At 66.6% G+C, this 23,860-nt stretch carries 21 protein-coding genes and 1 tRNA gene; 18 read left to right on the top strand and 4 right to left on the bottom strand.

Translation table 11 applies throughout. The features are described from left to right. Positions 1-3: 3 nt before the first annotated feature. The 4 genes from rodA to C1878_RS12390 are packed head-to-tail and all read left to right on the top strand — an operon-like array spanning position 4 to position 5,129. Positions 4-1,227 (top strand): rod shape-determining protein RodA, encoded by a 1,224-nt coding sequence (gene rodA, locus C1878_RS12405; RefSeq protein WP_114601936.1) that lies wholly within the window; start codon positions 4-6, stop codon positions 1,225-1,227. Continuing rightward, the gene (locus C1878_RS12400; protein ID WP_241963728.1) at positions 1,211-2,476 is read left to right on the top strand and encodes a hypothetical protein; all 1,266 of its coding nucleotides are present in this window, start codon (positions 1,211-1,213) and stop codon (positions 2,474-2,476) included. Before rodA ends, C1878_RS12400 begins: the two co-directional genes overlap by 17 nt. Before the next feature lie 33 nt (positions 2,477-2,509). Continuing rightward, complete coding sequence (locus tag C1878_RS12395) at positions 2,510-4,414, top strand: TIGR03960 family B12-binding radical SAM protein (RefSeq protein WP_114601935.1); 1,905 nt, start codon at positions 2,510-2,512, stop codon at positions 4,412-4,414. After that, on the top strand, positions 4,407-5,129 hold the full coding sequence (locus C1878_RS12390) for a TIGR03936 family radical SAM-associated protein (RefSeq protein WP_114601934.1): 723 nt from the start codon (positions 4,407-4,409) through the stop codon (positions 5,127-5,129). The genes C1878_RS12395 and C1878_RS12390 overlap by 8 nt, the downstream gene beginning before the upstream one ends. Before the next feature lie 488 nt (positions 5,130-5,617). On the opposite strand, the gene C1878_RS12385 is transcribed toward C1878_RS12390, so the two are convergent. Together C1878_RS12385 and C1878_RS12380 are read right to left on the bottom strand one after the other, a co-directional pair. Next, a complete protein-coding gene (locus tag C1878_RS12385) occupies positions 5,618-5,803 on the bottom strand; it encodes a hypothetical protein (protein WP_114601933.1) in 186 nt (61 codons plus the stop codon). A 227-nt stretch (positions 5,804-6,030) separates the two neighbouring features. Then, positions 6,031-6,408, bottom strand: coding sequence for a helix-turn-helix domain-containing protein (locus C1878_RS12380; protein ID WP_114601932.1), 378 nt, complete (start codon positions 6,406-6,408; stop codon positions 6,031-6,033). A 183-nt stretch (positions 6,409-6,591) separates the two neighbouring features. Here C1878_RS12380 and C1878_RS12375 point away from each other — a divergent pair, with 183 nt between their 5' ends. The 3 genes from C1878_RS12375 to C1878_RS12365 all read left to right on the top strand — a co-directional run bounded on the left by C1878_RS12375 (position 6,592) and on the right by C1878_RS12365 (position 7,865). Beyond that, the gene (locus tag C1878_RS12375; protein WP_114601931.1) at positions 6,592-6,882 is read left to right on the top strand and encodes a hypothetical protein; all 291 of its coding nucleotides are present in this window, start codon (positions 6,592-6,594) and stop codon (positions 6,880-6,882) included. An 18-nt stretch (positions 6,883-6,900) separates the two neighbouring features. Beyond that, complete coding sequence (locus C1878_RS12370; protein ID WP_114601930.1) at positions 6,901-7,353, top strand: OsmC family protein; 453 nt, start codon at positions 6,901-6,903, stop codon at positions 7,351-7,353. A gap of 104 nt (positions 7,354-7,457) precedes the next feature. Next, complete coding sequence (locus C1878_RS12365) at positions 7,458-7,865, top strand: pyridoxamine 5'-phosphate oxidase family protein (protein WP_114601929.1); 408 nt, start codon at positions 7,458-7,460, stop codon at positions 7,863-7,865. Positions 7,866-8,374: 509 nt separating this feature from the next. Here the strand turns inward: C1878_RS12365 and C1878_RS12360 are convergent. Further along, positions 8,375-8,451 (bottom strand) — tRNA-Asp (locus tag C1878_RS12360). Positions 8,452-8,895: 444 nt separating this feature from the next. Here C1878_RS12360 and C1878_RS12355 point away from each other — a divergent pair. From C1878_RS12355 to C1878_RS12315, 8 genes are all read left to right on the top strand, one after another. After that, entirely contained in the window at positions 8,896-9,492 is a 597-nt protein-coding gene (locus C1878_RS12355) for a MarR family winged helix-turn-helix transcriptional regulator (protein ID WP_114601928.1), read from the top strand. Next, on the top strand, positions 9,483-11,645 hold the full coding sequence (locus tag C1878_RS12350; RefSeq protein ID WP_114601927.1) for an ABC transporter ATP-binding protein: 2,163 nt from the start codon (positions 9,483-9,485) through the stop codon (positions 11,643-11,645). Before C1878_RS12355 ends, C1878_RS12350 begins: the two co-directional genes overlap by 10 nt. Then, positions 11,642-13,516, top strand: a complete 1,875-nt coding sequence (locus tag C1878_RS12345; protein WP_114601926.1) for an ABC transporter ATP-binding protein — start codon at positions 11,642-11,644, stop codon at positions 13,514-13,516. Before C1878_RS12350 ends, C1878_RS12345 begins: the two co-directional genes overlap by 4 nt. Positions 13,517-13,606: 90 nt before the next feature. After that, a complete protein-coding gene (locus C1878_RS12340; protein ID WP_114601925.1) occupies positions 13,607-14,356 on the top strand; it encodes an HAD family phosphatase in 750 nt (249 codons plus the stop codon). A gap of 543 nt (positions 14,357-14,899) precedes the next feature. Next, complete coding sequence (locus tag C1878_RS12330; RefSeq protein ID WP_114601924.1) at positions 14,900-16,543, top strand: ribonucleotide reductase subunit alpha; 1,644 nt, start codon at positions 14,900-14,902, stop codon at positions 16,541-16,543. A gap of 5 nt (positions 16,544-16,548) precedes the next feature. After that, positions 16,549-17,100, top strand: a complete 552-nt coding sequence (locus C1878_RS12325; protein ID WP_114601923.1) for an Rrf2 family transcriptional regulator — start codon at positions 16,549-16,551, stop codon at positions 17,098-17,100. Continuing rightward, positions 17,091-17,966, top strand: coding sequence for an adenine glycosylase (locus tag C1878_RS12320; protein WP_114601922.1), 876 nt, complete (start codon positions 17,091-17,093; stop codon positions 17,964-17,966). The genes C1878_RS12325 and C1878_RS12320 overlap by 10 nt, the downstream gene beginning before the upstream one ends. A 241-nt stretch (positions 17,967-18,207) precedes the next feature. After that, positions 18,208-18,786, top strand: a complete 579-nt coding sequence (locus C1878_RS12315; protein ID WP_114601921.1) for a manganese efflux pump MntP family protein — start codon at positions 18,208-18,210, stop codon at positions 18,784-18,786. A gap of 15 nt (positions 18,787-18,801) precedes the next feature. On the opposite strand, the gene pheA is transcribed toward C1878_RS12315, so the two are convergent. Next, positions 18,802-19,653 (bottom strand): prephenate dehydratase, encoded by an 852-nt coding sequence (pheA, locus tag C1878_RS12310; protein WP_114601920.1) that lies wholly within the window; start codon positions 19,651-19,653, stop codon positions 18,802-18,804. A gap of 427 nt (positions 19,654-20,080) precedes the next feature. On the opposite strand from pheA, the gene C1878_RS12305 reads away from it, so the two are divergent. From C1878_RS12305 to C1878_RS12295, 3 genes are read left to right on the top strand one after another with little or no spacing between them, the layout of a single operon-like run. Beyond that, a complete protein-coding gene (locus C1878_RS12305) occupies positions 20,081-21,364 on the top strand; it encodes a hydrogenase small subunit (protein ID WP_114601919.1) in 1,284 nt (427 codons plus the stop codon). 6 nt (positions 21,365-21,370) lie between these two features. After that, positions 21,371-23,017, top strand: coding sequence for a nickel-dependent hydrogenase large subunit (locus C1878_RS12300; protein ID WP_114601918.1), 1,647 nt, complete (start codon positions 21,371-21,373; stop codon positions 23,015-23,017). 1 nt (position 23,018) lies between these two features. After that, positions 23,019-23,714, top strand: coding sequence for a cytochrome b/b6 domain-containing protein (locus C1878_RS12295; protein WP_114601917.1), 696 nt, complete (start codon positions 23,019-23,021; stop codon positions 23,712-23,714). The last annotated feature ends 146 nt before the right edge of the window (positions 23,715-23,860 follow it).

Genomic DNA, 23,860 nt, shown 5'->3' with positions numbered 1-23,860 from the left:
ACCATGGCGCAGCCGCCGCAGATACATTCGGTGAAGATGCCCGACAAGGCCGTCGTCGACGCCACGCGCTCGCGCAGGTTCCCCTCGCTGAACCTGCCGCTCATCGTGGTGGTGGCGCTGCTCGCGGGCTACGGCCTGGTGGTGGTGTACTCGGCCGTTCAAGGCGACCCCGATTACAGCTTCTCGCGCCAAGCCGCCTTGGTGGCGGTGGGCGCCGTGGTCATGATCCTGCTCTGGCGTTTCGACTACCGGCGCCTGTCGGAGTTCACCACGCTGTTCCTCATCGTGAACGTCGTGCTCATCCTCTTGCCGCACATCCCGGGCCTCGGCACCGATGCGGGCATGGGCTCCCAGTCGTGGATCAAGCTGGGTCCGCTCCCGCAGGTTCAGCCCGGCGAGTTCGCGAAGATCACCGTCATCCTGCTCGACGCGAGCGTCATGGCGCGCTACGGTGGCAAGCTCGACGACGTGCGCGAGTACTGCAAGGCGCTCGGCATCATGCTCATCCCGTTTCTGTGCATCATGACGCAGCCCGACCTGGGCACGGGCCTCGTGTACCTGTTCATCGGCGCCGTGGCGCTCGTGGTGGGCGGGGCACGGCCGAAGTTCCTGCTCGTCACGCTGGCGGCGGGCATCGTGGCCGTGGCGTGCGTGTTCGCTCTCGACGAGGTCGTCAAGAACTCGACGGGCGAGTACAAGCTGCTCAAGGAGTACCAGCGCAGCCGCCTGCTCGTGTTCCTGGATCCCGAGCTCGACCCCACGGGCGACGGCTACAACCTCAAGCAGGCCCAGATCGCCATCGGCTCGGGCGGCCTGTTCGGCCAGGGGTACCTGCAGGGCTCCCAGCACGCGCTGGGCATCCTTCCCGAGGCGCCCACCGACTTCATCTTCTGCGTGCTGGCCGAGGAACTCGGGTTTTTCGGTGTAGCGGTGCTGCTGGCGCTGTACGTGGCCCTGGTTTTGGTAAGCTTCCGCATAGCCGGTTCCGCCGGCGATCTGTTCGGCCTGCTCATCGTCATGTGCGTCGTTGGCATGTGGCTGTTCCAGATACTTGAGAACATTGGCATGACCTGCGGGCTCATGCCCATCACGGGCATACCCCTGCCGTTCATGAGCTACGGCTCGACGGGCACGATAATGAACTTCATCATGCTGGGCCTCGTCGGCTCGGTATGGGCCCATAACACTGCGACCGGAAAGAAGGGCGGCTATGCAAATACCCGTTGACGTCAAGGCGGTCATCGACGAGGCGACGAACATCGACGAGGCGCGCACCACGCCGTTGTCGGTGAGCGTGTACATCGACGAGAGCGCTCCGGGCGACGTGGTCGCGCGCGTGCGCGGCGCGTTCGCCAGCGCGAGCCCGCATGCGCGGGTGTCCATGACGTACCTCGACGGCCGTCCGTTCGCGCCGTATTCCGGAGACGACATGGCCGTCATCGTGGCAGGGTTCCTGCCCGAGGTGGGCGCCCACGCCGACGAGCTGCGCGCCGCCGGCGTGCCCGTCATGGTGGCCACCACCATGCCCGCGCTCGTGCAAGAGATCGCCCGGTCCGAAGGCCACCCCATCCCGCACGCCGACGTGGTTGCGCCCCCCGCGCCGCCGCGTCCTTCCCGCGCGCTGCCCGCCAAGGCGGGCGCCGACGCGGCAGGTGCGCCTGCGGACGAGGTCGGCGAGCCCTACGCGCTCGACGAGCGCGCCGCGGCCGCCCTCGACCGCCGCATGGGCGAGTGGATCATCGCCGCGTGCCACGACAAGCGCCTGGCGTTCGCGCTGGCGTTCCCCTTCGTGCGCCGTCCCCTGTCCGTGGACGCCGTGAACGCCACGTCCGTGCAGAACGCCGGCATCGGCCTCGTGGTGTTCATTCCCGGCGCCGACATGCCCATCATGACGCTCAACCAGGCGAAGATGCTGCTGCAGATAGCCGCCGCCTACGGCGAGCCCATGGGCATGGAGCGCGTGAAGGAGCTGGCCGCCGTGGTGGGCGGCGCGTTCGCGCTGCGCTCGGCAGCGCGCCAGGTGGTGGCGTTCGTGCCGGCGCTCGGCTGGGCCGTGAAGGCCGCCATCGGCTACACGGGCACCCAGGCCATGGGCCGCGCCGCCATCGAGTACTTCGAGGAGGGCGGCAGCATCTCCGGTTTGGCGGGCGTGGTCGCCCGTGCCCGCGACAAGGCCGTGGAGCTGGCGGAGGACGCCCGCGAGGTCGTGCGGGGCGACGGCGTGTCGTCCGCGTCCGTCGCCGAGCCCCGGCAGGGGGCCGCGCGCGTGGCCGGCGCCGCCCGCTCGGCCGCGACCAAGGTCAAGGGCGCCGCAGGGCGCGCCGCCACCTCCGCCGTGCCGTTCGCCTCGTCGGTGGTGCGGGCGGGTGCCCAGGCGGCAGGCGTCGACGCGCCGGAGGTGGCCAAGAGCGCCGCGCGCTCCGTGGCCGACGCCGCCCGTTCGCGCCTCAAGGGCGCGCGTCCCGCCGCGCGCTAGCGCGCGGATTCTAACGAAAGAAGGTCGAATCCGATGACGGATCTCTGGCCGCGCCTCGAGGCGCTGCTCGGCGATGCGGAGCGTCCCGCGCGCTACATCAACCGCGAATGGGGCTGCGTGTACAAGCCCGACGCGGACTTCCGCTTCTGCATGGTGTACCCCGACACGTACGAGCTGGGTCAGGCGAACCAGGCCGTGCGCATCCTGGTGAACGCGGTGAACGCCGCCGAGGGCATGGCCGCCGAGCGCGCGTTCCTGCCCGCGCCCGCGTTCTGCGATCGCATGCGCGCCGAGGGCCTGCCGCTGTTCTCCATCGAAAGCTGCGCTCCCGTGGCCGAGTTCGACGCGGTGGGCATCACGCTGCCGCACGAGCTGGCGGCCACCAACGTGCTGGAAACGCTCGATCTGGCCGGCATCCCGCTGCGCGCGGACGTGCGCGCCGAGGACGACCCGCTCGTGCTGGGCGGCGGCCCCTGCGCCTACAACCCCGAGCCCTACGCGCCGTTCTTCGACGCCGTGAGCATTGGCGAGGGCGAGGAGGCCGTGCCCGAGGCGCTCGCCCTCATCCGCCGTCTGCGCGCCGAGGGCGCGCCGCGCGGCGCCATCCTGCGGGCGCTCGCGGACGAGCCGGGCTGGTACGTGCCGTCGCTCTACCGCTGGCGCGACGAGGCGGAGGCCCAGGAGGCGGGCACGTGGATCGACCCGGTTGAGCCGGGCCTGCCTGCGCGCATCGACAAGCGCCTGTTCGAGGGCTTCGCCCAGAGCCCGGGCTGGGAGCCGTGCATCGTGCCCTTCACGGAAGTGGTGCACGACCGCTTGAACGTCGAGATCCTGCGCGGCTGCGCCCGCGGCTGCCGCTTCTGCCAGGCCGGCATGATGTACCGCCCCGTGCGCGAGCGATCGGCCGACAACGTGGTCACGTCCGTGCTGGCGGGGCTCGCCAACACGGGATACGACGAGGTGAGCCTGACGTCGCTCTCGTCCACCGACCACTCCCAGATTGCCGACATCCTCACGCGCCTCAACCACGCCTGCGAGGGCAAGGGCGTGCGCATATCGGTGCCCTCGCAGCGCCTCGACGCGTTCGGCGTGGACATGGCCGGGCTCGTGGCGGGCCAGAAGAAGGGCGGCCTCACGTTCGCGCCCGAGGCCGGCACGCAGCGCCTGCGCGACGTCATCAACAAGAACGTGACCGAGGATGACCTGTTCGGTGCGCTGGACGCGGCCTTCGCGGCCGGGTGGCGCCGGTGCAAGCTGTACTTCATGATAGGCCTGCCCACCGAGACCGACGACGACATCAAGGGCATCGCCAGCCTGGCGAGCCGCGCCTACGACCGCGCGAAGGCCGCCGTGGCGCCCGACCAGCGCGGCAACGTGCGAGTGAGCGTGTCGGTGGCCCTGTTCGTGCCGAAGGCCCAGACGCCGTTCCAGTGGGACGGCCAGATAACGCCCGAGGAGGCGCTGCGCCGCGTGGGCATCCTGCGCCGCAGCGTGAAGCACAAGGCCGTGGACGTGCACTGGCACGATCCGTCCACGAGCTTCGTGGAGGCCGTCATGAGCAGGGGCGGACGCGAGGCCGCCGCGTGGGTCGAGGCCGCCTGGCGGCGCGGCGCGCGCTTCGACGCGTGGACGGAGTGCTTCGACGGCCAGGCGTGGCGCGCGGCCGCCGACGAGGTGGGCATCGACCCCGAGGCCGTCGCGCAGACGAGCTACCCCACGGACCGCGTCATGCCATGGGCGCACATCTCCACAGGCGTGTCTGCGCGCTTCCTGGCGCGGGAGCGCCGTTTGGCCGACGAGGACCGCACGACGCCCGACTGCACGTTCGGCACGTGCTCGGCGTGCGGCGCCTGCCCCTCCCTCGGCGTCGACAACGAGCTGGCCGCACCCCGCACGGCACCTGCGGCCGTCGAGGAACAGGAGGCCCCCCATGTCTGATCCCCGCAACTTCCGCCTGCGGGCGACGTTTTGCAAGCAGGGGCGCCTGGCGCTGCTGTCGCACCTGGAAGTGGCCCGCGCGCTCGAGCGAACCGTGCGCCGCGCGGGGCTTCCGTTCGCCATCAGCCAGGGGTTCTCGCCGCATATGAAGATCGCCTTCGGAGCGGCGCTTCCCGTGGGGGTGGGCGGCCTGCACGAGGTGTTCGACCTGCAGCTCACCCGCTACGTGTCTCCCGAGGGGGCCTTGGAGGCCCTGCAGGCGGCGAGCCCGCCCGACCTCATGGTGAAGGACTGCCGCTACATCGAGCCCGGCGAGCCCGCCGCCTCCGTAGCGTACCCGCTGAGCACCTATCGCGCGCTGCTGTCCTGCGCGCCCGCCGCGCTGCCCGTGCCCGACGAGGTGATCGTCGTACGCAAGAAGAAGGAGAAGGTGCTGCGCGTGTCTGACTTCCTGGTGGGGGAGATGCGGGTGGCCGGCGCCGTGGCCACGTTCACGCTCGAAGCGAAGCCCACGGGCTCCCTGCGCCCCGACGTGCTGCTGCGTGCCTGCGTGGACGCGTACAACGCCGCGGGGGAGGGGCTCGCGGAGGCTCCCTCCGGCGCCGCCGCCGCGATCGCCGCGGTTCCTCCCGCCGACGGGCAGCAGGCGTCTCTCTGTGCCCCGGACGAGCTTCTGCGCATCGTGTCCGTCACGCGCATCGACCAGCGCGCCTGACGAACCGCCCTGCAAAGGGGCCTTTCAGCGCGCCTCGCGCGCATATGCGCAGCGCCGATGCCGAGGATGCCTCGCGACCCGCGGTTTCCTGCTGCGCGTCCGCGCCTGTGCGGCAAAGCCGGCGGGCCGGTGCCCGACGGCTTTGCCGGCTAACGCCAGCCCGCCTGTGCGGCGTCCTCGCGCACCCGATCAGCTTTCGCGGACGGCGGGCTTGCTCCGATGCCGGTTCAGCGGCGGAGGAACGCCGGGCTTGCGGCGAATCGGGCATGCCGTGCAAAAAAATCGAGCTTGTGATGGCTCGTAAGGGTTTTCGAAAGGAAGCCGGAAAACGCGAGCTGGGCAAACGTTCGCGCATGTTCGACAGCGGACCTCAACAGAACCTGCCGAGCCATCACAGGTTCGAAAAAGTTGCACCGAGGGGTCGGGAAAACCATTACAGAGGGGTTGGAGCCTTTTCTCGTCGGCATCGACCGATGCCGCAGGGGCTATCAAGCTCGGCAGTTCGAGCGGTCGGGAGCCTCCAGCTCCTTGAGCCAGGCCGCATAGGCCTCCTTGTCGCTGCGGGAGGGGAAGTTCTTGCGCTGAGGCTTCGGCGCGGCGGCCTTCCGCTCCGCCTCCCCGGCAGGGTTGCCGGGCGCGGCGCCGTGCGTCGTCGGGGTCGATGCTTCTGCCATGCGATCACCTGCCTTGCGAATGCCGTCCGATGGATCCTGCGGCTCGACGGCCGGGTCGTCCCTGCCGTCGAACTTTCGAGGCGGGCGCGTGCGAAGTCGCTTTCCCGCCTCGTCTCTGCTCTGAAGTATAGAAAATCCCGCCAACGTTGGAAAGGCGTCCGCGAAAACTAGAGCGGCTCAACTTTTTTAAAGCAGCTTTCACCAGGGAAGACGCATCGGCCGGCGTTCTACGGTCGGTAGTCGCAGCGCTGGCAGCGGGCCAGTTCGAGCGAGCTCTCCTCCTTGAAGAACGAACCCGACCATTGGCAGATGTGCTGCAGCACGGGCAGCAGCGACCGGCCCTTCTCGGTCAGCCGGTATTCCACGCGCGGGGGGATCTCCTCGTATTGGATGCGCTGCACGAGGCCCTGCTCCGCCAGCTCCTTGAGCGCGCCCGCCAGGGCGGCGTCGGTCACATTGGCCATCTCGCTGCGCACGGCGCTGTAGCGCAACGGCCCGTCGGAGAGCACGCACACGATGCGCGACTTCCACTTGCCGCCGAACACGTCCAGCCCGTACTCCAGCGGGCAGCGGATATCCTTCTCGAGTTTGCGCTTGCGGGCCATGCGGCGTCCTTTCTCCCTCCGCACAGCATAGCGCATGCAACGCAAGAGAGAAGTAGCTATGAAAATTTTGAGTCGCTTAATCTTTTGCTAACCACTTCCGATTCTTGAGCCGGCGTCGTATCTTGAGGGCGACTTGGCGCGCAAGTTCAGCCGTATCGAAGCCATCGAGTGAAAGGACCGACCATGGAAGCGAAAGCCTACCTTGAGATCACCATGAAGATATCCGACGAGAACCGCCCTGCGGCCGCCCAGGTGTACGCCGCGTACCGCCAGCCGTTCCTGGACACCGTCCCCGGCGCGCTTACCAAGGGGCTGCTCGTCCGCCCCGAGGACGTGCAGGTGCTGCACGGCTTCGACAGCGTGGAGAACGCCCGGGCCTACTTGGGCAGCCGGCTGTTCGCCGACGACGTGGTCGCCGGCTTGAAGCCCACGTGGGACGCCGATCCCAGCGTGGTCGTGTACGAGGTCGCGTAGGAGAGCGAAGGAGGAAGCATGAAAAGCACCAGCTGCATCGAAGTTTCGAGCACGGGCGAGGGCCTGCAGGTCAGGGCCCACTGCCGGGGGTTCGAGATCACGTTCGACGAGCCCGAGGACATGGGCGGCACGAACGCGGGCATGAACCCCGTGGAGGGCCTGCTCTGCTCGCTCGGGGCGTGCCAGTCCATCGCGTCCATGATATTCGCCCGTGCGCAGCAGATCCCCTTGGAAGGAGTCAGCATGGAGCTGGAGGGCGACATCGACCCCGAGGGCTTCATGGGCAACCCCGACATCCGCAACGGGTTGCAGGAGGTGCGCTGCAAGGTGCGCCTGATGTGCGGCGACGAGGACGCCGCGCGCAAGCTGGCGGCGCTGGCTGCAGAGCGCTGCCCCGTGGGCGACTGCCTGAAGAACCCCGTGCCGCTCGTTTGCACGGAGGTTGTTGTCGAAGCGCCTGCAGGGGAGTAAGCTGCAAGGGCAACGTGAGGGCCGGCGGTGGAGCCGACGGGGCCGAGGGGCCTCGCTTGCGCTCCGCTTGGCCGGAAGAAAGCGAGCGGAAAGGGGCGCTTGCCATGGCTAAGATGCCGCAAGCCTGTCAGGACATGATCAACAACGCGTACGCGGCGGCGTTCTCCACCTGCGCCGAAGGCGTGCCCAACGTGGTGCCGGTGAGCATGAAGCAGGTGATCGACGACGAGACGGTCATGGTTTCCGACCAGTACATGGGCAAGAGCCTGGCCAACCTGCGCCAGAACCCGCACGTCGCCCTCTCCGTTTGGGACGACGAAGGCGGCTTCCAGGTGAAGGGGAGCGCGACGTACGAGGACGAGGGCCCGCGCTACGAGGCCGTGGCCGCGCAGGTGAAGGAGATATTGAGCTCCATGGGCTACGACTTCACCAGCAAGGGCGTGTGCTACATCCATGTGGAGGAAGTCTATTCGGTCACTCCCGGCGAGCACGCGGGCGAGCGGCTGGCGTAGGGCGGAACGCGCGCCGTGCGACGAGGCGGCTAAGAACGAGTCCGAATCGGACGTAGCCAGGGGCGGCTTGGCGGCTTCGGTCGGCTCGATGCCCTTCCCGTCCAATGCAAGCGAGGGTTGGTTTTCCGAGCAGAAATGACGGTAGGGAACGCGCCCCGCCTTGGTTCCCAGCGGGATGGAGCGCGTTTTCCCAGGTCGTGATTCCCGTGTTTTTCGAATCGCCTCCAAAACCATTCTCCAGAAGTGCTCGGAGGCTCGAAATCCGTTTTCTACCGTCAATTCTGCTCGGAAATCGGCATTCGAGACGCACTTGTCGAAGCCGCGCGCATTTCGCTTGCAATTCGCACTCGGGATCGTCGACGCCTGCAAGAATCAAAGGAGTTTGCGGGTTCCGAGAGGACGGGATGAGGGTTATAAGTCCGGGATGACGGGAGGGCGTCCGCCGGGATGCCCGAAGATGACAATGCAAAAACGGCCGCCGGGCGAACCCGGCGGCCGTTTAGTTTTAATGGCGGGATGTACGAGACTTGAACTCGCGACCTCCGACGTGACAGGCCGGCGCTCTAACCAACTGAGCTAACACCCCGTGCTTGAAGCAGCGACGGTTATTCTACCGGGAAGTTCAAGCCGACGCAATACCCTATTTTCAAAAAAATTCGCCTTTCGATCAACGAAGGGCGAAAGACGCGTGCGAGACGCCGTTTCGCCCGGGAGGCTTGCGGCGGCCCGCGCCTTGCGCGCGGGGTCGGGGGCGCGTGCCTGGCGGCCGGTCTGCGGGCGCCAGGCGGGCCGCAAGGTGCGCGTCTCCGCCGAGTAGGGCGAACGCATCGTCGGGCTCCGATGCGCCTGCGGCGACGTGCCGTGCGGTGCCGAGTCGTCCCCTCGCCGCACGACGATCCTGCGACCGCATGGTCGTTCTATGAAAGACGTTCACAGGTTCTTAAAATTTTCATTGCACAAAAATTACGAAGTGATATAGTTTAGCAGCTAAATTGTAAGGCCGGGAATCGAAGGGCAGGGAAGGAGAGCCATGGACGATTCGTTCGCGGATATGAAGCGCGAGCTGTACGAGCTCACGCAGCGCATGCGCCACGACCGCATCATGCCGCCCACGCCGCAGGGCGTGACGCCGACCGAGGCGCGCACCATGATGGCGGTGGACAAGCTGGAGGCAAGCGGCGAGCCCATACGTCCGGGCCGCGTGGCGGAGATATCGCACACCACGCCGAGCGCGCTGTCGCAGACGCTCAAGGCGCTCGAAGAGAAGGGTCTGATCGAGCGGCACCGCACGAGCGACGACTACCGGGCCGTCACGGTGAGCCTCACCGACGAGGGCCGGCAATTCGCCTCCGAGGGCCGCCGCCTGCACAACGAGCATATGGAGCAGGTCATGGCGTACGTCGGCGAGGAGGACATGGCGCATCTCGTGCGTATTCTGAAGCGGGTCGTCGAGTTCCACGATCGGGCGGACGCAAGCGCGGCGGCGCCCTCGTGCCCCTGCAACCCCGAGGACGCCGCCGCCTACGAGCTTTCCGGCGTCGGAGAGGATTCCGCAGCGCGTGAGCACACGGGCGCGGACGCCTCTGCCTCGCGCGCCATCGAAGGAGAAGATGCCCCGTGCGCATAGTCCGTTATCTCAAGAACTCCAAGATCGCGGTGCTGCTCATCGTGTGCCTGCTCATCGTGCAGGCGTTCACCGACCTGTCGCTGCCGAACTACACGTCGAAGATCGTCGACGTGGGCATCCAGCAATCGGGCGTGGAGCACGCGGCCACCGACGAGATGACCGCGAAGACCCACGACCTCGTGGCCATGATGCTGCCCGAGCAGGACGAGCAGACGTTCCGCGACGCCTACACCGAGACCGGCGACGGCACGTACAAGCTCGACGACGAGGGCAAGAAGGAGATCGACGAGCTCGACCGCATGGTGGCCATGCCGCTAGTGGCCATCCACTACTCCCAGCAGATCCCCGATCTCGACCTCGACCAGGTCATGCAGGCTTACCAAGCGGGCGTGGTGACGAAGGACCAGATACTCGACATGCTGGACCAGGCCAAGGAGAAGATGGGCGACATGGGCGACTCCATCGTCGACCAGCAGGCCATCGCCGCCGCCAAGCAGGAGTATGAATCCCTCGGCTACAACCTGTCCGACCTGCAGATGAACTACCTCGTGCGCATCGGGCTCATCATGCTCGGGCTGGCCGCGCTCGGCATGGTGGTGGCCATCGGCGTGGGCTTCATCGCCTCGCGCACGGCCGCCAAGGTGGGCGCCACGCTGCGCGGCAAGCTGTTCCGCCGCGTCGTGTCGTTCTCCGACGCCGAGGTGCAGAGCTTCTCGGCCGCCTCGCTCATCACGCGCGGAACGAACGACATCCAGCTCGTGCAGATGGTCACCGTCATGCTGCTGCGCATGGTGCTGTACGCTCCCATCCTGGCCATCGGCGGCATCATCATGGTTTCGCGCACGAACCTGGCTATGAGCTGGATCATCGTGCTTGCCGTGGCCGTCATCTTCGTGCTCATCATGGTGCTCATGAAGGTGGCCATGCCCAAGTTCAAGATCGTGCAGAAGCTCATCGACCGCGTGAACCTGGTGTCGCGCGAGATACTCACCGGCCTGCCCGTCATCCGCGCGTTCGACCGCCAGCCCTACGAGGAGGAGCGCTTCGACGCCGCCAACCTGCACCTCATGAAGACCCAGCTGTTCACGAACCGCGTCATGACGTTCATGATGCCGCTCATGATGCTGGTCATGAACGGCGTGAGCGTGCTCATCGTGTGGGTGGGCGGCTCCTACATCGACAACGGCACCATCCAGACGGGCGACCTCATCGCGTTCATCACGTACGCCATGGTCATCATCATGAGCTTCCTCATGATAGGCATGATATCCATCATGCTGCCGCGCGCCGACGTGGCGGCCCAGCGCGTGAACGAGGTGCTGGAGACCGAGCCCACCATCTGCGATCCCGATCCGTCCCGCGCCCGCGACGCGGCGCTCGCCGACCGCGCGGGCGGCGCGACCATCGCGTTCGACGGCGTGAGCTTCAAGTACGGCGACTCGAAGGAGTGCGTGCTCGAGGACCTGAACTTCACGGCCGAGCCCGGCAAGACCACGGCGCTCATCGGCTCCACCGGCTCGGGCAAGTCCACCGTCATCAAGCTCATCGAGCGCTTCTACGACGTCACGGAGGGCTCCATCACCGTCGACGGCGTGGACATCCGCGACGTGAGCCAGCGCGCGCTGCGCGCCCAGCTGGGCTACGTGCCGCAGAAGGCGTTTTTGTTCTCCGGCACCATCGAGTCGAACGTCGCCTACTCCGACGAGGACATGCCGCAAGAACGCGTGGACCAGGCGATCGACATCGCCCAGGCGGCGGACTTCGTCGCCTCGAAGGAGGAAGGCTTGGACACGGACGTGTCGCAGGGCGGAACGAACGTCTCGGGCGGCCAGCGCCAGCGCCTGGCCATCGCCCGCGCGCTGGCCACGGAGGCGCGCGCGTACCTGTTCGACGACAGCTTCTCGGCGCTCGACTACAAGACCGACGCCGCGCTGCGCCAGGAGCTGCACACGCGCCTGTCCGACAAGACGGTGGTCATCGTGGCCCAGCGCATCTCCACCATCCTGCACGCCGACAAGATCGTCGTGCTCGACGACGGCCGCATCGTGGGCCAGGGAACGCACGACGAGCTCATGCAAACCTGCGAGGAGTACCGGGAGATCGCGATGTCCCAGTTGTCGGAAGAAGAGCTGACGGGGGGTGATGCGGCATGAGCGCGCAAGAGAACGCAAAGACGCATCGCCCGCGCCGCGGCCCCATGGGCGGGCACGGTCCCGGCCATGGCATGATGCCCGGCGAGAAGCCCAAGGACTTCAAGGGCACCCTCAAGAAGATGATCGCCTTCATGGGCCGCTTCAAGGTGGCGCTCGTCGTGGTGCTCGCGTTCGCCATCGGCTCCACCATCTTCAACATCGTGGGCCCCAAGGTGCTCTCCACGGCCACGACCGAGCTGTTCAACGGCATCGTGGCCAAGATCGACGGCTCGGGCGGCATCGACTTCGACGCCATCGCGCACATCCTGCTGTTCACGCTGGGGCTGTACCTGCTCTCCGCCGCCTGCTCGTTCGTGCAGGGCTGGATCATGAGCTCCATCTCGCAGCGCACGTGCTACCAGCTGCGCCGCGACATCGCGTCGAAGATCGACCGCATGCCCATGGGCTACTTCGAGCGCACCTCCACCGGCGACGTGCTCTCGCGCATCACCAACGACGTGGACACGCTCGGCCAGAGCCTGAACCAGGGCGTGACGCAGCTCATCACGTCCATCACCACCATCATCGGCGTGCTGGTCATGATGCTGTCCATCAACCCGCTCATGACGCTGGTCACCGTGGTCATCCTGCCCATCTCCATCGTGCTGATACTCGTGGTGGTGAAGCGCTCGCAGAAGTTCTTCATGGCGCAGCAGAACACCTTGGGCGAGATCAACGGCATCGTGGAGGAGACGTTCTCGGGCCACGCCATCGTCAAGGCGTTCAACCGCGAGGACGGCACGGTCGACAACTTCAACGAGACGAACGGGCGGCTGTACAACTCCGCATGGAAGTCGCAGTTCATCAGCGGCCTCATGCAGCCCATCATGAACTTCGTGGGCAACCTCGGCTATGTGGCCGTGGCCATCACGGGCAGCTTCCTGGCCGTGCAGGGCGCCATCACGGTGGGCGACATCCAGGCGTTCATCCAGTACGTGAAGAACTTCACGCAGCCCATCACGCAGCTCACGCAGGTGTCCAACGTGCTGCAGCAGATGGCCGCCGCCGCCGAGCGCATCTTCGAGTTCCTCGGCGAGCCCGAGGAGGAGCCCGAACAGGTGAAGGTGAGGTCGGACGAGGTGGAGTGCAACGTCGAGTTCGACCACGTGCACTTCGGCTACGACCCCGAAAAGCCCGTCATCAAGGACTTCTCGGCCAAGGTGTCCGAAGGCCAGACCGTGGCCCTCGTGGGCCCCACGGGAGCCGGCAAGACCACCATGGTGAAGCTGCTCATGCGCTTCTACGACGTGCAGTCGGGATCCATCCGCATCGGCGGCCACGACGTGCGGGAGTTCGCGCGCGACGACGTGCGCAGCATGTTCGGCATGGTGCTGCAGGACACGTGGCTGTTCCACGGCACCATCCGCGACAACATCCGCTACGGCAAGCTCGACGCCACCGACGAGGAGGTGGAGGCTGCGGCGAAGGCGGCCTACGTCTACCACTTCATCTGCACGCTGCCGCAGGGCTTCGACACCGAGATCAACGAGGACGCCAGCAACATCAGCCAGGGCCAGCGCCAGCTGCTCACCATAGCGCGCGCCATCCTGGCCGACCGCCGCATGCTCATCCTCGACGAGGCCACGAGCTCGGTGGACACGCGCACCGAGGAGCGCATCCAGAAGGCCATGGACAACCTCATGGCCGGGCGCACCTCGTTCGTCATCGCGCACAGGCTCTCCACCATCAAGAGCGCCGACCTCATCCTCGTCATCCGCGACGGCGACATCGTCGAGCAGGGCACGCACGAGGAACTGCTCGAGCTTGGCGGTTTTTACTCGGAGCTGTATAATTCACAGTTCGCTGAGACAATCGACGAGATCGAGGACTAGCGCGACTTGCGGGAAGGGCCCGCCGCCGCGCGGGCCCTCGCGCCCCGGCCTTCGATCCGGGGCACCTCGTCACGACGACGAGGATGGCCTATGTCCCGACCGGGGGAGCAGATCGCGGAAGATCAACAGGGCGGCGTGCCGTTCGCCGGTCCCGCTGCGGAGCGGCCGGACGACGAGCCTGTGCGGCTCGCGGTGTTCGACTTCGACGGGACGAGCATAAACGGCAACTCGCCCGTGCTGCTCGTGCAGCACCTCATGGAGCGGGGCATGCTGCGCAAGCGGGTGATCTTCCGCATCCTTTTATGGGCGGCGGCCTACAAGCTGCGCCTGCCGCAGAACGAGAGCAAGGTGCGCGGCCTGGTGTTCACGGCGTTCGAGGGCCGGTCGGCCGACGAGGTCGACCGCTTCCTGGCCGACTTCTACGACGAGCGCATCGCGCTCCTGTTCCGTCCCGCCGCCGACGCCGCCATGCGCGCCCACGTGGCCGCAGGCGAGGTGGTCGTGGTCATCTCGGCCACGTTCGAGCCCATAATCCTGCGCGCCATGGAGCACCATCCCTTCGAGTTCCAGATATCCACGCGCATGCGCAAGGCGCCCGACGGCACGTACACGCGCGATGTGGAGGGCCGGCCCGTGGAGGGCGAGGAGAAGCTCGCGGCCGTGCAGCGCTTCGGCGACGAGCGCTTCGGCGCGGGCAACTGGGTGCTGGGCAGCGCCTACGGCGACCACCACTCCGACCGCGCGGTGCTGGGGGCCGCCGAGCACGCCTTCGCCGTCGATCCCGACCGGCCGCTTGCGCGCACGGCGCGGGAGAAGCACTGGAAGGTGCTCGACTGGTAGGGGCCTCTTGTTTTGACCTGCGGGACGGGCGGGCGGGGGCGGAGGCGCCCAGTCGCTCGGGCAGTCCTGCTCGCACGAAGCGTCCACTGGACGCTTCGGCTCGTGCGGAACTCGCTTTATGGGCGCCTCCGCCCCCGTCCGCCCTGGACGGAGTTGGGGGAGAGGCCCTTGCGTCTCGCGGTGAGAGGGGAAGACAGCCGCGCTGGCGCGCTTGCTAGTTGTGGCCGTCGGTTTCCCGCATCCCGGCGTTTTTGACGCGGGCTGACGGTTCTTGCGAGGTGTCGGTGCTGCGCCGGGGAAGGCACCTGTTGACGTAGGGGCAGGCTGCTGCCCGCCCTGCGCGGCGGCTCCGGCGGTATTTGCCATGCGGCGGGCGTTGACCGTTCGTTACCTTCGATTCGTTTTGTTACCGGTACGTGACGATTTGAGGTTTTTGCGCTTCGCCCTATGCGCTTGCGGCGCAGTCCGGTAAAATGTGACTTGACCATATACATTTGCGCAATTCATCTGCGACGTTCACATATCTGAGAAGGAGGGGGGCCCATGTTCGAGAACGTTGACGCGAACAATTCGCCAAGCCAGAACGACGAATACGACAACAGCTCCGCCGCCGACTACCTGCGCCGCGCCGCGCTTGCCTGCGCTGCGGGCGACGCCGTGCTGGGCATGCACCTGTACCTTGCCGCTTTCGAGAAGGGCGCCCGCAACGCCTACGCCCCCGACGACGAGGCCGTGGACGGGCTGCGCCAAGCCTGGGCGCTCGCCTGCAAGCTGAAGGAGCGCTCGCTCGCCGAGTACATCTTCGAGAAGCTCGAGCCTTTCCTGGCCTCCGACGAAGTGGCCGCCTGCGCCGAGCAGCTGCAGCGCCTTGCGCTGGACAAGCTGGAGGAGTTCGGCTTGACGCGCGAGGATCTGGAGGACATGACCGACATGATCTCCCAGGACTTCCTCGGCATCGACGCGCCCCGGCTCATGAAGGTGGAGCACGTCACGCTCCCGCGTCCGAAAGACGACGCGGCTCCCGCGCCGAAGCCGACGGAGCCTGCGGAGATTCGCGACGAGGATGCGCCGGTTGAAGAGGCGGACGTCGAATCCGAGGACGCCGAAAAGGGCGCCGCCTCGTGGCGGCGCGAGGCCGGCGGCTCGAAGGGCGACCAGAAGAGCGCCGCTCCGGCCGAGGATGCCTCGGCGCTCGCGCGCGCCATCCGGTCGGCAGAGGACGCGGTGGGCGAGGACGCCGACGCTCACGCGATCGTCTCGGCGCTCGAGCGCATCTCCTACGCCGACATCGTCGGCTACAACGAAACCGTGGCGCTCATGCGCGACTTCGGTCTGGGAATGCAGGACGACCCCCAGTTCAAGAACCTCGTCGAGCTGCTCAACGCGCGGCACGGCCTTGACCGCATGCCCGCTGCCGACGCCATCATGTTCCGCTCTCCCGCACGCGAGGACGCCAACCGCTTCATGGTGGCCACGCTCGGCGAGCTGGACATGCCGGCCATCCGCATGCGCATGGAGGAGAACCTCCAGGGCATGCCGGTGCTCTGCGTCATGGCCCAGGCCGACAACCAGCCCCAGCTCAACGCGGCGCGCAACGCCTTCGAGGGCCCCGGCGTGCTCATGCTGGAGGATCTGGACCTGTGGGCGTCGCCCATGTCCGACGTCGGCGACGAGTTCGGCGGCTTCATGTTCTCCAGCCTGTCGCGCGGCGCGCGCGAGGCCATGGGGCTCATCCGCTCGGCCGTGGAGAACCCCGACGTGTTCGTGCTGGTCACGGCGGCGGAAGCGGGGGAGATCGACCCGTTCTTCTACGATCTGCTGGAGCCGCTGTCCATCGTGGACATCGACTACCCCACGCCGGAAGAGCGCGTGGACATTTGGATGGAGATCGCGCGCGAGCATCCGTCGCTGCGCGGCGTGAACCGGGTCGACCTCGTGCGCTACTCGGCCGGCATGCCCCGCTACGACATATACATGGCCGCCCGCGAAGCCATAGAGGAAGCGTACAAGGCAAGCCTGGTGGCACGGCGCTACCTGCCCGTCACCGCAGACAACCTGTTCGACAAGCTGGCGGCTTACCAGCCGCTGGACTCGGAGGAGTACCGCGCTCTCGAGGACGCCGTCGTGAAGGACTTCAGGCGCGAGCTTGACCATCTTGACGATTTGCTGAAGGGAACCGAGGAGTAGAACACATGGATATCACGCGACGCTGCGATTACGCCTGCCGCATTCTGAGGGCCGCTTACAAGAGCGGCGACGCCTACGTATCCGTATCGGACATAGCCGAAGAAGAGGACATACCCTACGCGTTCGCGCGCAGCATCCAGCACGACCTGGTGAAGGGAGGGCTCATCAAAACCGTGCGCGGCGCGCACGGCGGGCTCGTTCTCAACTGCGACCCGGCCGAGGTCACGCTGCTGGAGGTGCTGGAGGCCATCCAGGGGCCGGTGAGCATCTCGCTGTGCGTCATGGACCCCGAATACTGCGAGAAGCAGCCGGAGTGCGCCTACAACAAGGTGTGGCAGGGCGCCGACCGCATGCTCAACGGCTACTTCGCGTCCATCACGCTCAAAGACCTGTTCGAGCAGGGCGGAACCCATCCGTCCATCGAGAAGGCCATGGATGCGGGCGACGCTCCGACTGGCGAGCGAGGGGACGCCGCCCTCGCCGCCTCCTCGTCGGGGGTCCGGGCGAGCGCCTGCCCCATGCGCACGTCCTCCTGCGCCCAGGGTTCATGCCGCTGACGCAGGCGCCGCGGCCCGCGTGGCCGTGCGACGACCCCGACCGCGACGCGTTCGTCGCGCTCGTGCGCGAGCAGGGCGCCGCGCTCTACCGCGACCTTCCCTGGCGCGGCCTCGACGATCCCTACGCCGTGCTCGTGTCCGAGATCATGCTCCAGCAGACGCAGGTGGCGCGCGTGGGGCGGTTCTGGGAGCGCTTCATGGCGCTGTTCCCCACGATAGACGCGCTCGCGTCGGCCGACACGGCCGACGTGCTCGCCCAATGGCAGGGTCTTGGCTACAACCGCCGCGCGATAGCCCTCAAAAGGACGGCCGACGCGTGCGCGGCCGAGCGCGGGGGCGCGTTGCCCGACACGGCCGAGGAGCTGCAGCGCCTGCCCGGCATCGGCCCGGCCACGGCGGCCGGCGTCATGGCGTTCGCCTACAACCGCCCGTCCGTCTACATCGAGACGAACGTGCGCACGGTGTTCCTGCACGAGCTGTTCCCCGACCGCGAGAAGGTGGGCGACAAGGAGCTCGCGCCGCTCGTGGCCGACACGTGCCCCGAAGACGACGCGCGGGCGTGGTACTACGCGCTGCTCGACTACGGCGCGCACCTGAAGACGCAGGTCGCCAATCCTTCGCGGCGCAGCGCCCACTACGTGCGCCAGAGCGCGTTCGAGGGCTCGCGGCGCCAGAAGCGCGCCGAGCTCGTGCGCATCGTGCTGGCCTCGCCCGGCATCGGCGCGGCCGAGCTGGCCGAGCGCCTGGACGCCTTCGAGCTGGCCGGCGGCCGCGACCGGGTGGACGCGGACGTGTTCGAGGGGATCGCGGCGGACCTCGTGTCGGAAGGTTTTTTCCGACGGGAGGGCGACGTTTTCCTTCCCTGAGCGTTTCGCTGTGATAGAATACGCGAATCCCGTGAGGGAGTAGTCGACGCCTTCGGGCGCGGCCCGGTCAACATACTGCTTCGCATAGGAAGCTGGCCAGCCTTAAACGACAAGACTCGCGGTGTGGCGCAGGCGTCGCACCGTGCTTTTTCGCAGCCGACGCGCCCGCGTCGGTATTTTTTTGCCCACGGCCGGATGAGAGGACGGGCGTGGGAGGCCGGACGAGAACGAGGGGGTCATCGTGGGATTCGTGGAGCTGTTCTTGGTGGCGGTGGGGCTGTCCATGGACGCCTTCGCCGTTTCGGTGTGCAAAGGGCTGTGCATGAAGCGCCTCGACGTGCGCCAAGGCGTGGTCATAGCCCTGTTCTTCGGCGGCTTCCAGGCGCTCATGCCGCTTGCGGGCTGGGCGCTGGGAACGCAGTTCGAGCAGTACATCACGCCGGTTGACCACTGGATAGCCTTTGTCTTGCTGGCGTTCATCGGCGGCAAGATGCTGTGGGACGCCTTCCGCGGCGGCGAGGAGGAGCTGTCCTGCCCGGCGGACGGCAAGCTCGACCTGCGCGAGCTGGTGATGCTGTCGGTGGCCACGAGCATCGACGCGCTGGCCGTGGGCATCACGTTCGCGTTCCTGCGCGTGGACATCGTGTCGTCCGTCGCCCTCATCGGCGTCACGACGTTCGTCTTGTCGCTGGCGGGCGTGGCCGTGGGGCACCGCTTCGGAGCCCGCTACGAGAAGACCGCCACCGTCGTCGGCGGCGTCGTGCTCATTCTCATCGGCACGAAGATCCTGCTAGAGCACCTGGGCGTCATCGCGTTCTAAAAGCGCGACGCTTGTTCACGCCACAGGGTAGCTGCCGAGCACTTTCACCTCGCGCAGCTTGAGGCGCAGGCAGTTGAGGGCCGTTTGCACCGGCAGCGAGTTGGCGTCTTCCTTGAACTCGATGAAGAACATGTAGTCGCCGAGCGCCTGCTTCGTGGGGCGCGACTGGATCATGGACAGGTTGATGCCGGCGTAGGCGAACTCCGAGAGGATCATGTTCAACGTGCCCGCCCGGTCCACCTGCAAGAACAGCGCGAGCGACGTCTTGTATTTGTCCCCCCTGAACACGGGCGGGTGCCCTTGGCGGCCGATGAGGGCGAACAGCGTCTGGTTGCCGAAGTGGTCCTCGATGTCGCGCTCCGCCACGCGCGCCCCGTACAGCTCGGCGGCGAACGCGTTCGCGATGCCGGCGACGTGCGGGTTCTCCAGAGCCAGTCGCGCGCTTTCCGCCGTGGAAGACGTGGTGACGGTGGCGCGCCCCGGCAGGCGCTCGGCCAGGAAGCGACGGCACTGCGCGAGGCCCTGGGCGTGCGAGGCCACGCAGGTGACGTCCTCCAGCTTGGCGTCGGGGTGCAGCACCAGGCAGTGGTGGATGTCGACGACCTGCTCGCCCAGTATGGTGGCCGGGCTCTTGAACGCGAAGTTGTCGAGCGTGGCCGTGACCGACCCCTCGAGCGAGTTCTCCTTGGCCACGACGCCGAACTCGCACTTGCCGCGGTCGACGCTGTCGAACACCTCGTCGAACGACGCGCATTCCAGAAGCTGCGGCTCGTCGATGCCGAGGCGCGCGGCGAAGGCGCGGGCGGCCTCGTCGGTGTAGGTGCCGGCGGGGCCCAGGTAGGCGAATACGGGTTCGGTGGCGGTCATGGACGTGCCCTTCGGTCGTGATGTGCAGTTGCCGCCGGTTGCTCAGAGCAGCGGCGGACGCGCGGTCGCAGGGGGCGCGTCCGGGATATCCGGGTCGCGCGGCGCGTCGTCTTATGATATCCTTCCGTGCGGTGTCGCCCGAGGGGTGGGCCGCTTCTTATGCAGGAATCCTACAATTCTCCTGTTTTTCGATGAGCGGCCTTGTATCGCGCATGATTCGAGGGGGTGCGCTCTCTTATGCGTGTTTTTGCATAAAAGCATGATTAACCTGCATAAATTATGTTACGACAAACAGTATCCGTAACATTTTTGAACCATTTGCGGGCCAATCGTTGCGCTCGCGCAGTCGTTGCGTAATTTAAAACATTTCTCGGGGAGAATACTAAATAGTGCAATGTCAGACGAGAGCACCTGAGGAGGTGTGCACATGGAAACAGAGGCCACGGTTTCAGAGTTTCAGAACATGCTTTCCGCCCGCGGTGTGACGCGGCGCAGCTTCATGAAACTTTGCGGCGCCGTTGCCGCGGCTGCCGGGCTGTCCCAGCTCGCCGCGCCGCAGATAGCGCAGGCCCTCGAGAAATCCGTGATCGGCGCTACGAAGGGGAAGCTGTACCCGGTAATCTGGATCGAAGGCGCGTCGTGCACGGGATGTACCGAGTCGTTCGCCCAGGTCGAGACGCCGGATCCCGCGAGCGTCGTGCTCGAGCTTATCTCGCTCAACTATTCCGAGACGCTGTCCGCAGCGGCCGGTTGGTCGATGGAGGAAGCCAAGGAGCAGACCATCGAGGCCGGGAACTACATCCTGGTGTACGAAGGCGCCGTGCTGGAAGGCTGGGGCGGCCAAGCGCTGCGCGTGGCCGACAAGCCCGGCACGGAGCATCTGATCGAGGCTGCCGAGAAGGCCAACGCGGTCGTCGCGCTGGGCTCCTGCGCCGTCAACGGCGGCTGGATGGGCGCCCACCCGAACTCCTCGGACGCCCTGGGCGTGCAGGCGTTCCTGAAGAAGGCCGGCATCGACACGCCGGTCATCAACATCCCGGGCTGCCCCGCGAACCCCGAGTGGCTCGTGTCCGTGCTCGTGGACGTCGTGCTGCTGGAGAAGCTGCCGGCGCTCAACGGCGAGAACAAGCCCTCCGGCATCTTCGACCAGACGATCCACGACAACTGCGAGCGTCGCGGCCACTTCGAGAACGGCGAGTTCGTCTACCAGTTCGGCTCCGAGGAAGAGGCCAAGGGCTACTGCCTGTACCCCATGGGCTGCCGCGGACCGCAGACGAAGTCCAACTGCGGCGTGACGCTGTGGAACGACCGTCGCAGCTGGTGCGTGCAGGCGGGTTCCCCCTGCATCGGCTGCTGCGAAGCGGCTCCGAACGATCCCGGCCACAACTGGGTCGAGGTCAACACCCCGTTCTACAAGCGCCATCGCGACCTGCGCATCGGCGATTGGATGGTCCAGCCCGGCACGATCGCGCTCGGCATCACGGGCATCCTGGCCGCCGCGCTCGTCGTGCACGGCTTCGGCATGAAGGTGTCCGGTCGCATGGACGGCGGCGCAGACTTCGAGAAGGTCCGCGCTTGGGACAAGAACCATCCCGACAAGTCCATCGGCAAGTACGACCTCACGCGCGAGGAAGCCAAGGCCGCGTGCGAGAAGAGCAGCAAGAACAGCCAGGCAAAGCCTGTCGAAACCGATGAAGAAGAAGGGAGGTAAGCCTACATGACCCGTTCAGTTATCGACCCGATCACCCGTATCGAGGGCCATCTCCGCGTCGAGATGGAAGTGACCAACGGCAAGGTGTCCGACGCCTGGGTGTCCGGCGGTTGCTTCCGCGGCATGGAAATGGTCGTTGAGAACCGCACGCCCGAAGACGCCGCGCAGATCGTGCAGCGCATCTGCGGCGTGTGCCCGGTGTCCCACGCGCACTCGTCCGCCATCGCGGCCGAGCATGCCTACGGCATCAAGATCTCGAACAACGCGCGCATCATCCGCAACATCTTGGAAGGCGCCCAGTTCCTCCACAGCCATATCCTGTGGTTCTACAACCTGGCGGCTCTGGACTACGTGAACCCGCTCAACGCCCTCAAGGCCGACGCGGCGGACGCCTACGACCTCGCCCAGGCTGCCGGCACCTCTACGAACAGCGACTTCGTGGCCCTGCAGGAGCGCCTGTCGAACTTCGCCGACAACGGCCAGCTGTCCATCTTTTCGGGCAACTGGTTCGACGCGGAGGACGGCACGGGCTACAAGCTCCCGCCCGAGCTCGACCTCATCTGCACGGCCCACTACCTGGAGGCGCTGCAGATGCAGGCCAAGGCCTCCCAGGTGTCCGCCATCATCGGCGGCAAGATGCCGCACGTCATGACGCTCATCCCGGGCGGCACGGCGTTCGTGCCCACCGACCAGAAGCTCGACGACCTCAAGTACCTCGTCGACGAGATCTACAACTGGGTCGAGGCCACGATGATCCCCGACACCCTGGCCATCGCGCCGTACTACATCGACGCGCTCAACTGGGGCAAGGGCTGCGGCCGCTACGTGGCCTGGGGCGTGTTCGAAAACGAGAGCATGGAGCTGGCCGACCGCTACCTGCCTATGGGCGTCATCGACGACAAGCTCAACCTCTCGGACGTCAAGGAAGAGCTCATCACCGAGTACATGGGCCACTCCTGGTACAAGGGCGAGGAGACCTACACCTCCCCGTACTTCGTCACGGAGCCCGACTACACCGAGTACGACGTGAACGACCGCTACACGTGGGTCAAGTGCCCCGCCTACGACGGCAAGCCCTACGAGGCCGGCGGCCTGTCCCGCGTTCTCGCGGCGTACAAGCGCAACGTGCCGTTCATCGTGGAGCAGGTCAACGGCTTGCTCGACGCGCTGGGCGCCCCCGGCCAGATCGGCGTGGCGCAATCCACGCTCGGCCGCACGGCCGTCCGCCAGATCGAGACGCTCTACATCGCCGGCCTCATGAAGGACTGGGTCGCCGAGCTGTGCGAGGCCGTCAAGAGCGGCGACAGCGACTACTTCCGCGAGCCCACCACCATCACCGGTTCCGGCACGGGCTTCTGGGAGGCCCCCCGCGGCGCCCTCTACCACTCGGAAGAGGTCAAGGACGGCAAGATCACGGGCTACCAGATCATCATCCCGACCACGTGGAACCTCGCGCCGGTGAACGCCAGCGGCGAGCACGGCCCGATGGAGCAGGCCCTCATCGGCAACCCGGTGGGCGACATCGAGAAGCCCATCAACGCCCTGCGCACCGTGCACAGCTTCGACCCCTGCACGGCCTGCGCGGTCCACATCACCGAACCGGCGACGGGCAAGAGCTTCGAGACCGTCACGAGTCCTTGGGGGGTGAAGTAACATGGCGCACTTGGCACACTATCGCGAAGCGCATCCGATGCCCTTCGTCATCACGCACTGGATCAACCTCGTTTGCATGATCCTGCTGATCGTCACGGGCTTCAGCATCCACTTCCCGTTCTGGGGCGGATTCATGGGCATCGCCCGCGGCGTGCACGTGTTCTGCGGCTTCATCATCTTCCTGAACTGCATCGTCCGTCTGATCATGGCCTTCTTCGTGAAGTCCTCGCCGGACGGCGGCACGCGCTTCCAGGTCACGGACTACAAGACGTGGCTGCCGCAGGCCGACAACCGCCACCAGCTGGGCGCGTGGATCAAGTACTACCTGTTCCTGAAGAAGGACCACCCGCTGGGCGCCAAGCTGGGCGTTCCGCAGAAGATCAGCTACCTGGCCATCCCCATCCTCATCATCGTGATGTTCTACACGGGCCTGTGCCTGTGGGCTCCCACGATGAACTGGGGCTTCATGGCGGCCGGTACCGATCTGGTGGGCGGCCTCATGTCGATGCGCATCATCCACTACTTCATGATGTACGTCTTCATCTGCTTCATGTTCATCCACATCTACCTGGCGAACATCGAGGGCATCTCCCCGACGCTGCTCATGTTCTTCTGGAAAGAGCACGGCGGACTGGTCTACGATCCCGAGAACCACGTGATCGTGGGCGAGGATGACCTGCACCACAAGAAGGCTTAAGGCGCGCGGACCGTCGCACGGCTCGTAGCTTTCGAAGCTTGAAGGGAGCCCGGGAAACCGGGCTCCCTTTTTCGATGTCCGGTTGCCAAAGGCGAGACGGGCATCGGAGGCGGGGCGGAGGCCGCCTGCGGGGATCGTCCGTCGCG

Origin of the sequence: Gordonibacter sp. 28C (assembly GCF_003339845.1) — a bacterium.
GTDB lineage: Bacteria > Actinomycetota > Coriobacteriia > Coriobacteriales > Eggerthellaceae > Gordonibacter.
This window is presented reverse-complemented; position numbering and strand designations above follow the sequence as displayed.

Coding starts and splice junctions, on each gene's coding strand:
- C1878_RS12400 (WP_241963728.1), top strand. CDS start 1,211: ATGCAAATACCCGTTGACGTCAAGGCGGTCATCGACGAGGCGACGAAC.
- C1878_RS12355 (WP_114601928.1), top strand. CDS start 8,896: ATGGACGATTCGTTCGCGGATATGAAGCGCGAGCTGTACGAGCTCACG.
- C1878_RS12300 (WP_114601918.1), top strand. CDS start 21,371: ATGACCCGTTCAGTTATCGACCCGATCACCCGTATCGAGGGCCATCTC.
- C1878_RS12340 (WP_114601925.1), top strand. CDS start 13,607: ATGTCCCGACCGGGGGAGCAGATCGCGGAAGATCAACAGGGCGGCGTG.
- C1878_RS12370 (WP_114601930.1), top strand. CDS start 6,901: ATGAAAAGCACCAGCTGCATCGAAGTTTCGAGCACGGGCGAGGGCCTG.
- C1878_RS12395 (WP_114601935.1), top strand. CDS start 2,510: ATGACGGATCTCTGGCCGCGCCTCGAGGCGCTGCTCGGCGATGCGGAG.
- C1878_RS12365 (WP_114601929.1), top strand. CDS start 7,458: ATGGCTAAGATGCCGCAAGCCTGTCAGGACATGATCAACAACGCGTAC.
- C1878_RS12345 (WP_114601926.1), top strand. CDS start 11,642: ATGAGCGCGCAAGAGAACGCAAAGACGCATCGCCCGCGCCGCGGCCCC.
- C1878_RS12380 (WP_114601932.1), bottom strand. CDS start 6,408: ATGGCCCGCAAGCGCAAACTCGAGAAGGATATCCGCTGCCCGCTGGAG.
- C1878_RS12375 (WP_114601931.1), top strand. CDS start 6,592: ATGGAAGCGAAAGCCTACCTTGAGATCACCATGAAGATATCCGACGAG.
- C1878_RS12295 (WP_114601917.1), top strand. CDS start 23,019: ATGGCGCACTTGGCACACTATCGCGAAGCGCATCCGATGCCCTTCGTC.
- rodA (WP_114601936.1), top strand. CDS start 4: ATGGCGCAGCCGCCGCAGATACATTCGGTGAAGATGCCCGACAAGGCC.
- C1878_RS12325 (WP_114601923.1), top strand. CDS start 16,549: ATGGATATCACGCGACGCTGCGATTACGCCTGCCGCATTCTGAGGGCC.
- C1878_RS12320 (WP_114601922.1), top strand. CDS start 17,091: ATGCCGCTGACGCAGGCGCCGCGGCCCGCGTGGCCGTGCGACGACCCC.
- C1878_RS12385 (WP_114601933.1), bottom strand. CDS start 5,803: ATGGCAGAAGCATCGACCCCGACGACGCACGGCGCCGCGCCCGGCAAC.
- C1878_RS12390 (WP_114601934.1), top strand. CDS start 4,407: ATGTCTGATCCCCGCAACTTCCGCCTGCGGGCGACGTTTTGCAAGCAG.
- C1878_RS12305 (WP_114601919.1), top strand. CDS start 20,081: ATGGAAACAGAGGCCACGGTTTCAGAGTTTCAGAACATGCTTTCCGCC.
- C1878_RS12330 (WP_114601924.1), top strand. CDS start 14,900: ATGTTCGAGAACGTTGACGCGAACAATTCGCCAAGCCAGAACGACGAA.
- pheA (WP_114601920.1), bottom strand. CDS start 19,653: ATGACCGCCACCGAACCCGTATTCGCCTACCTGGGCCCCGCCGGCACC.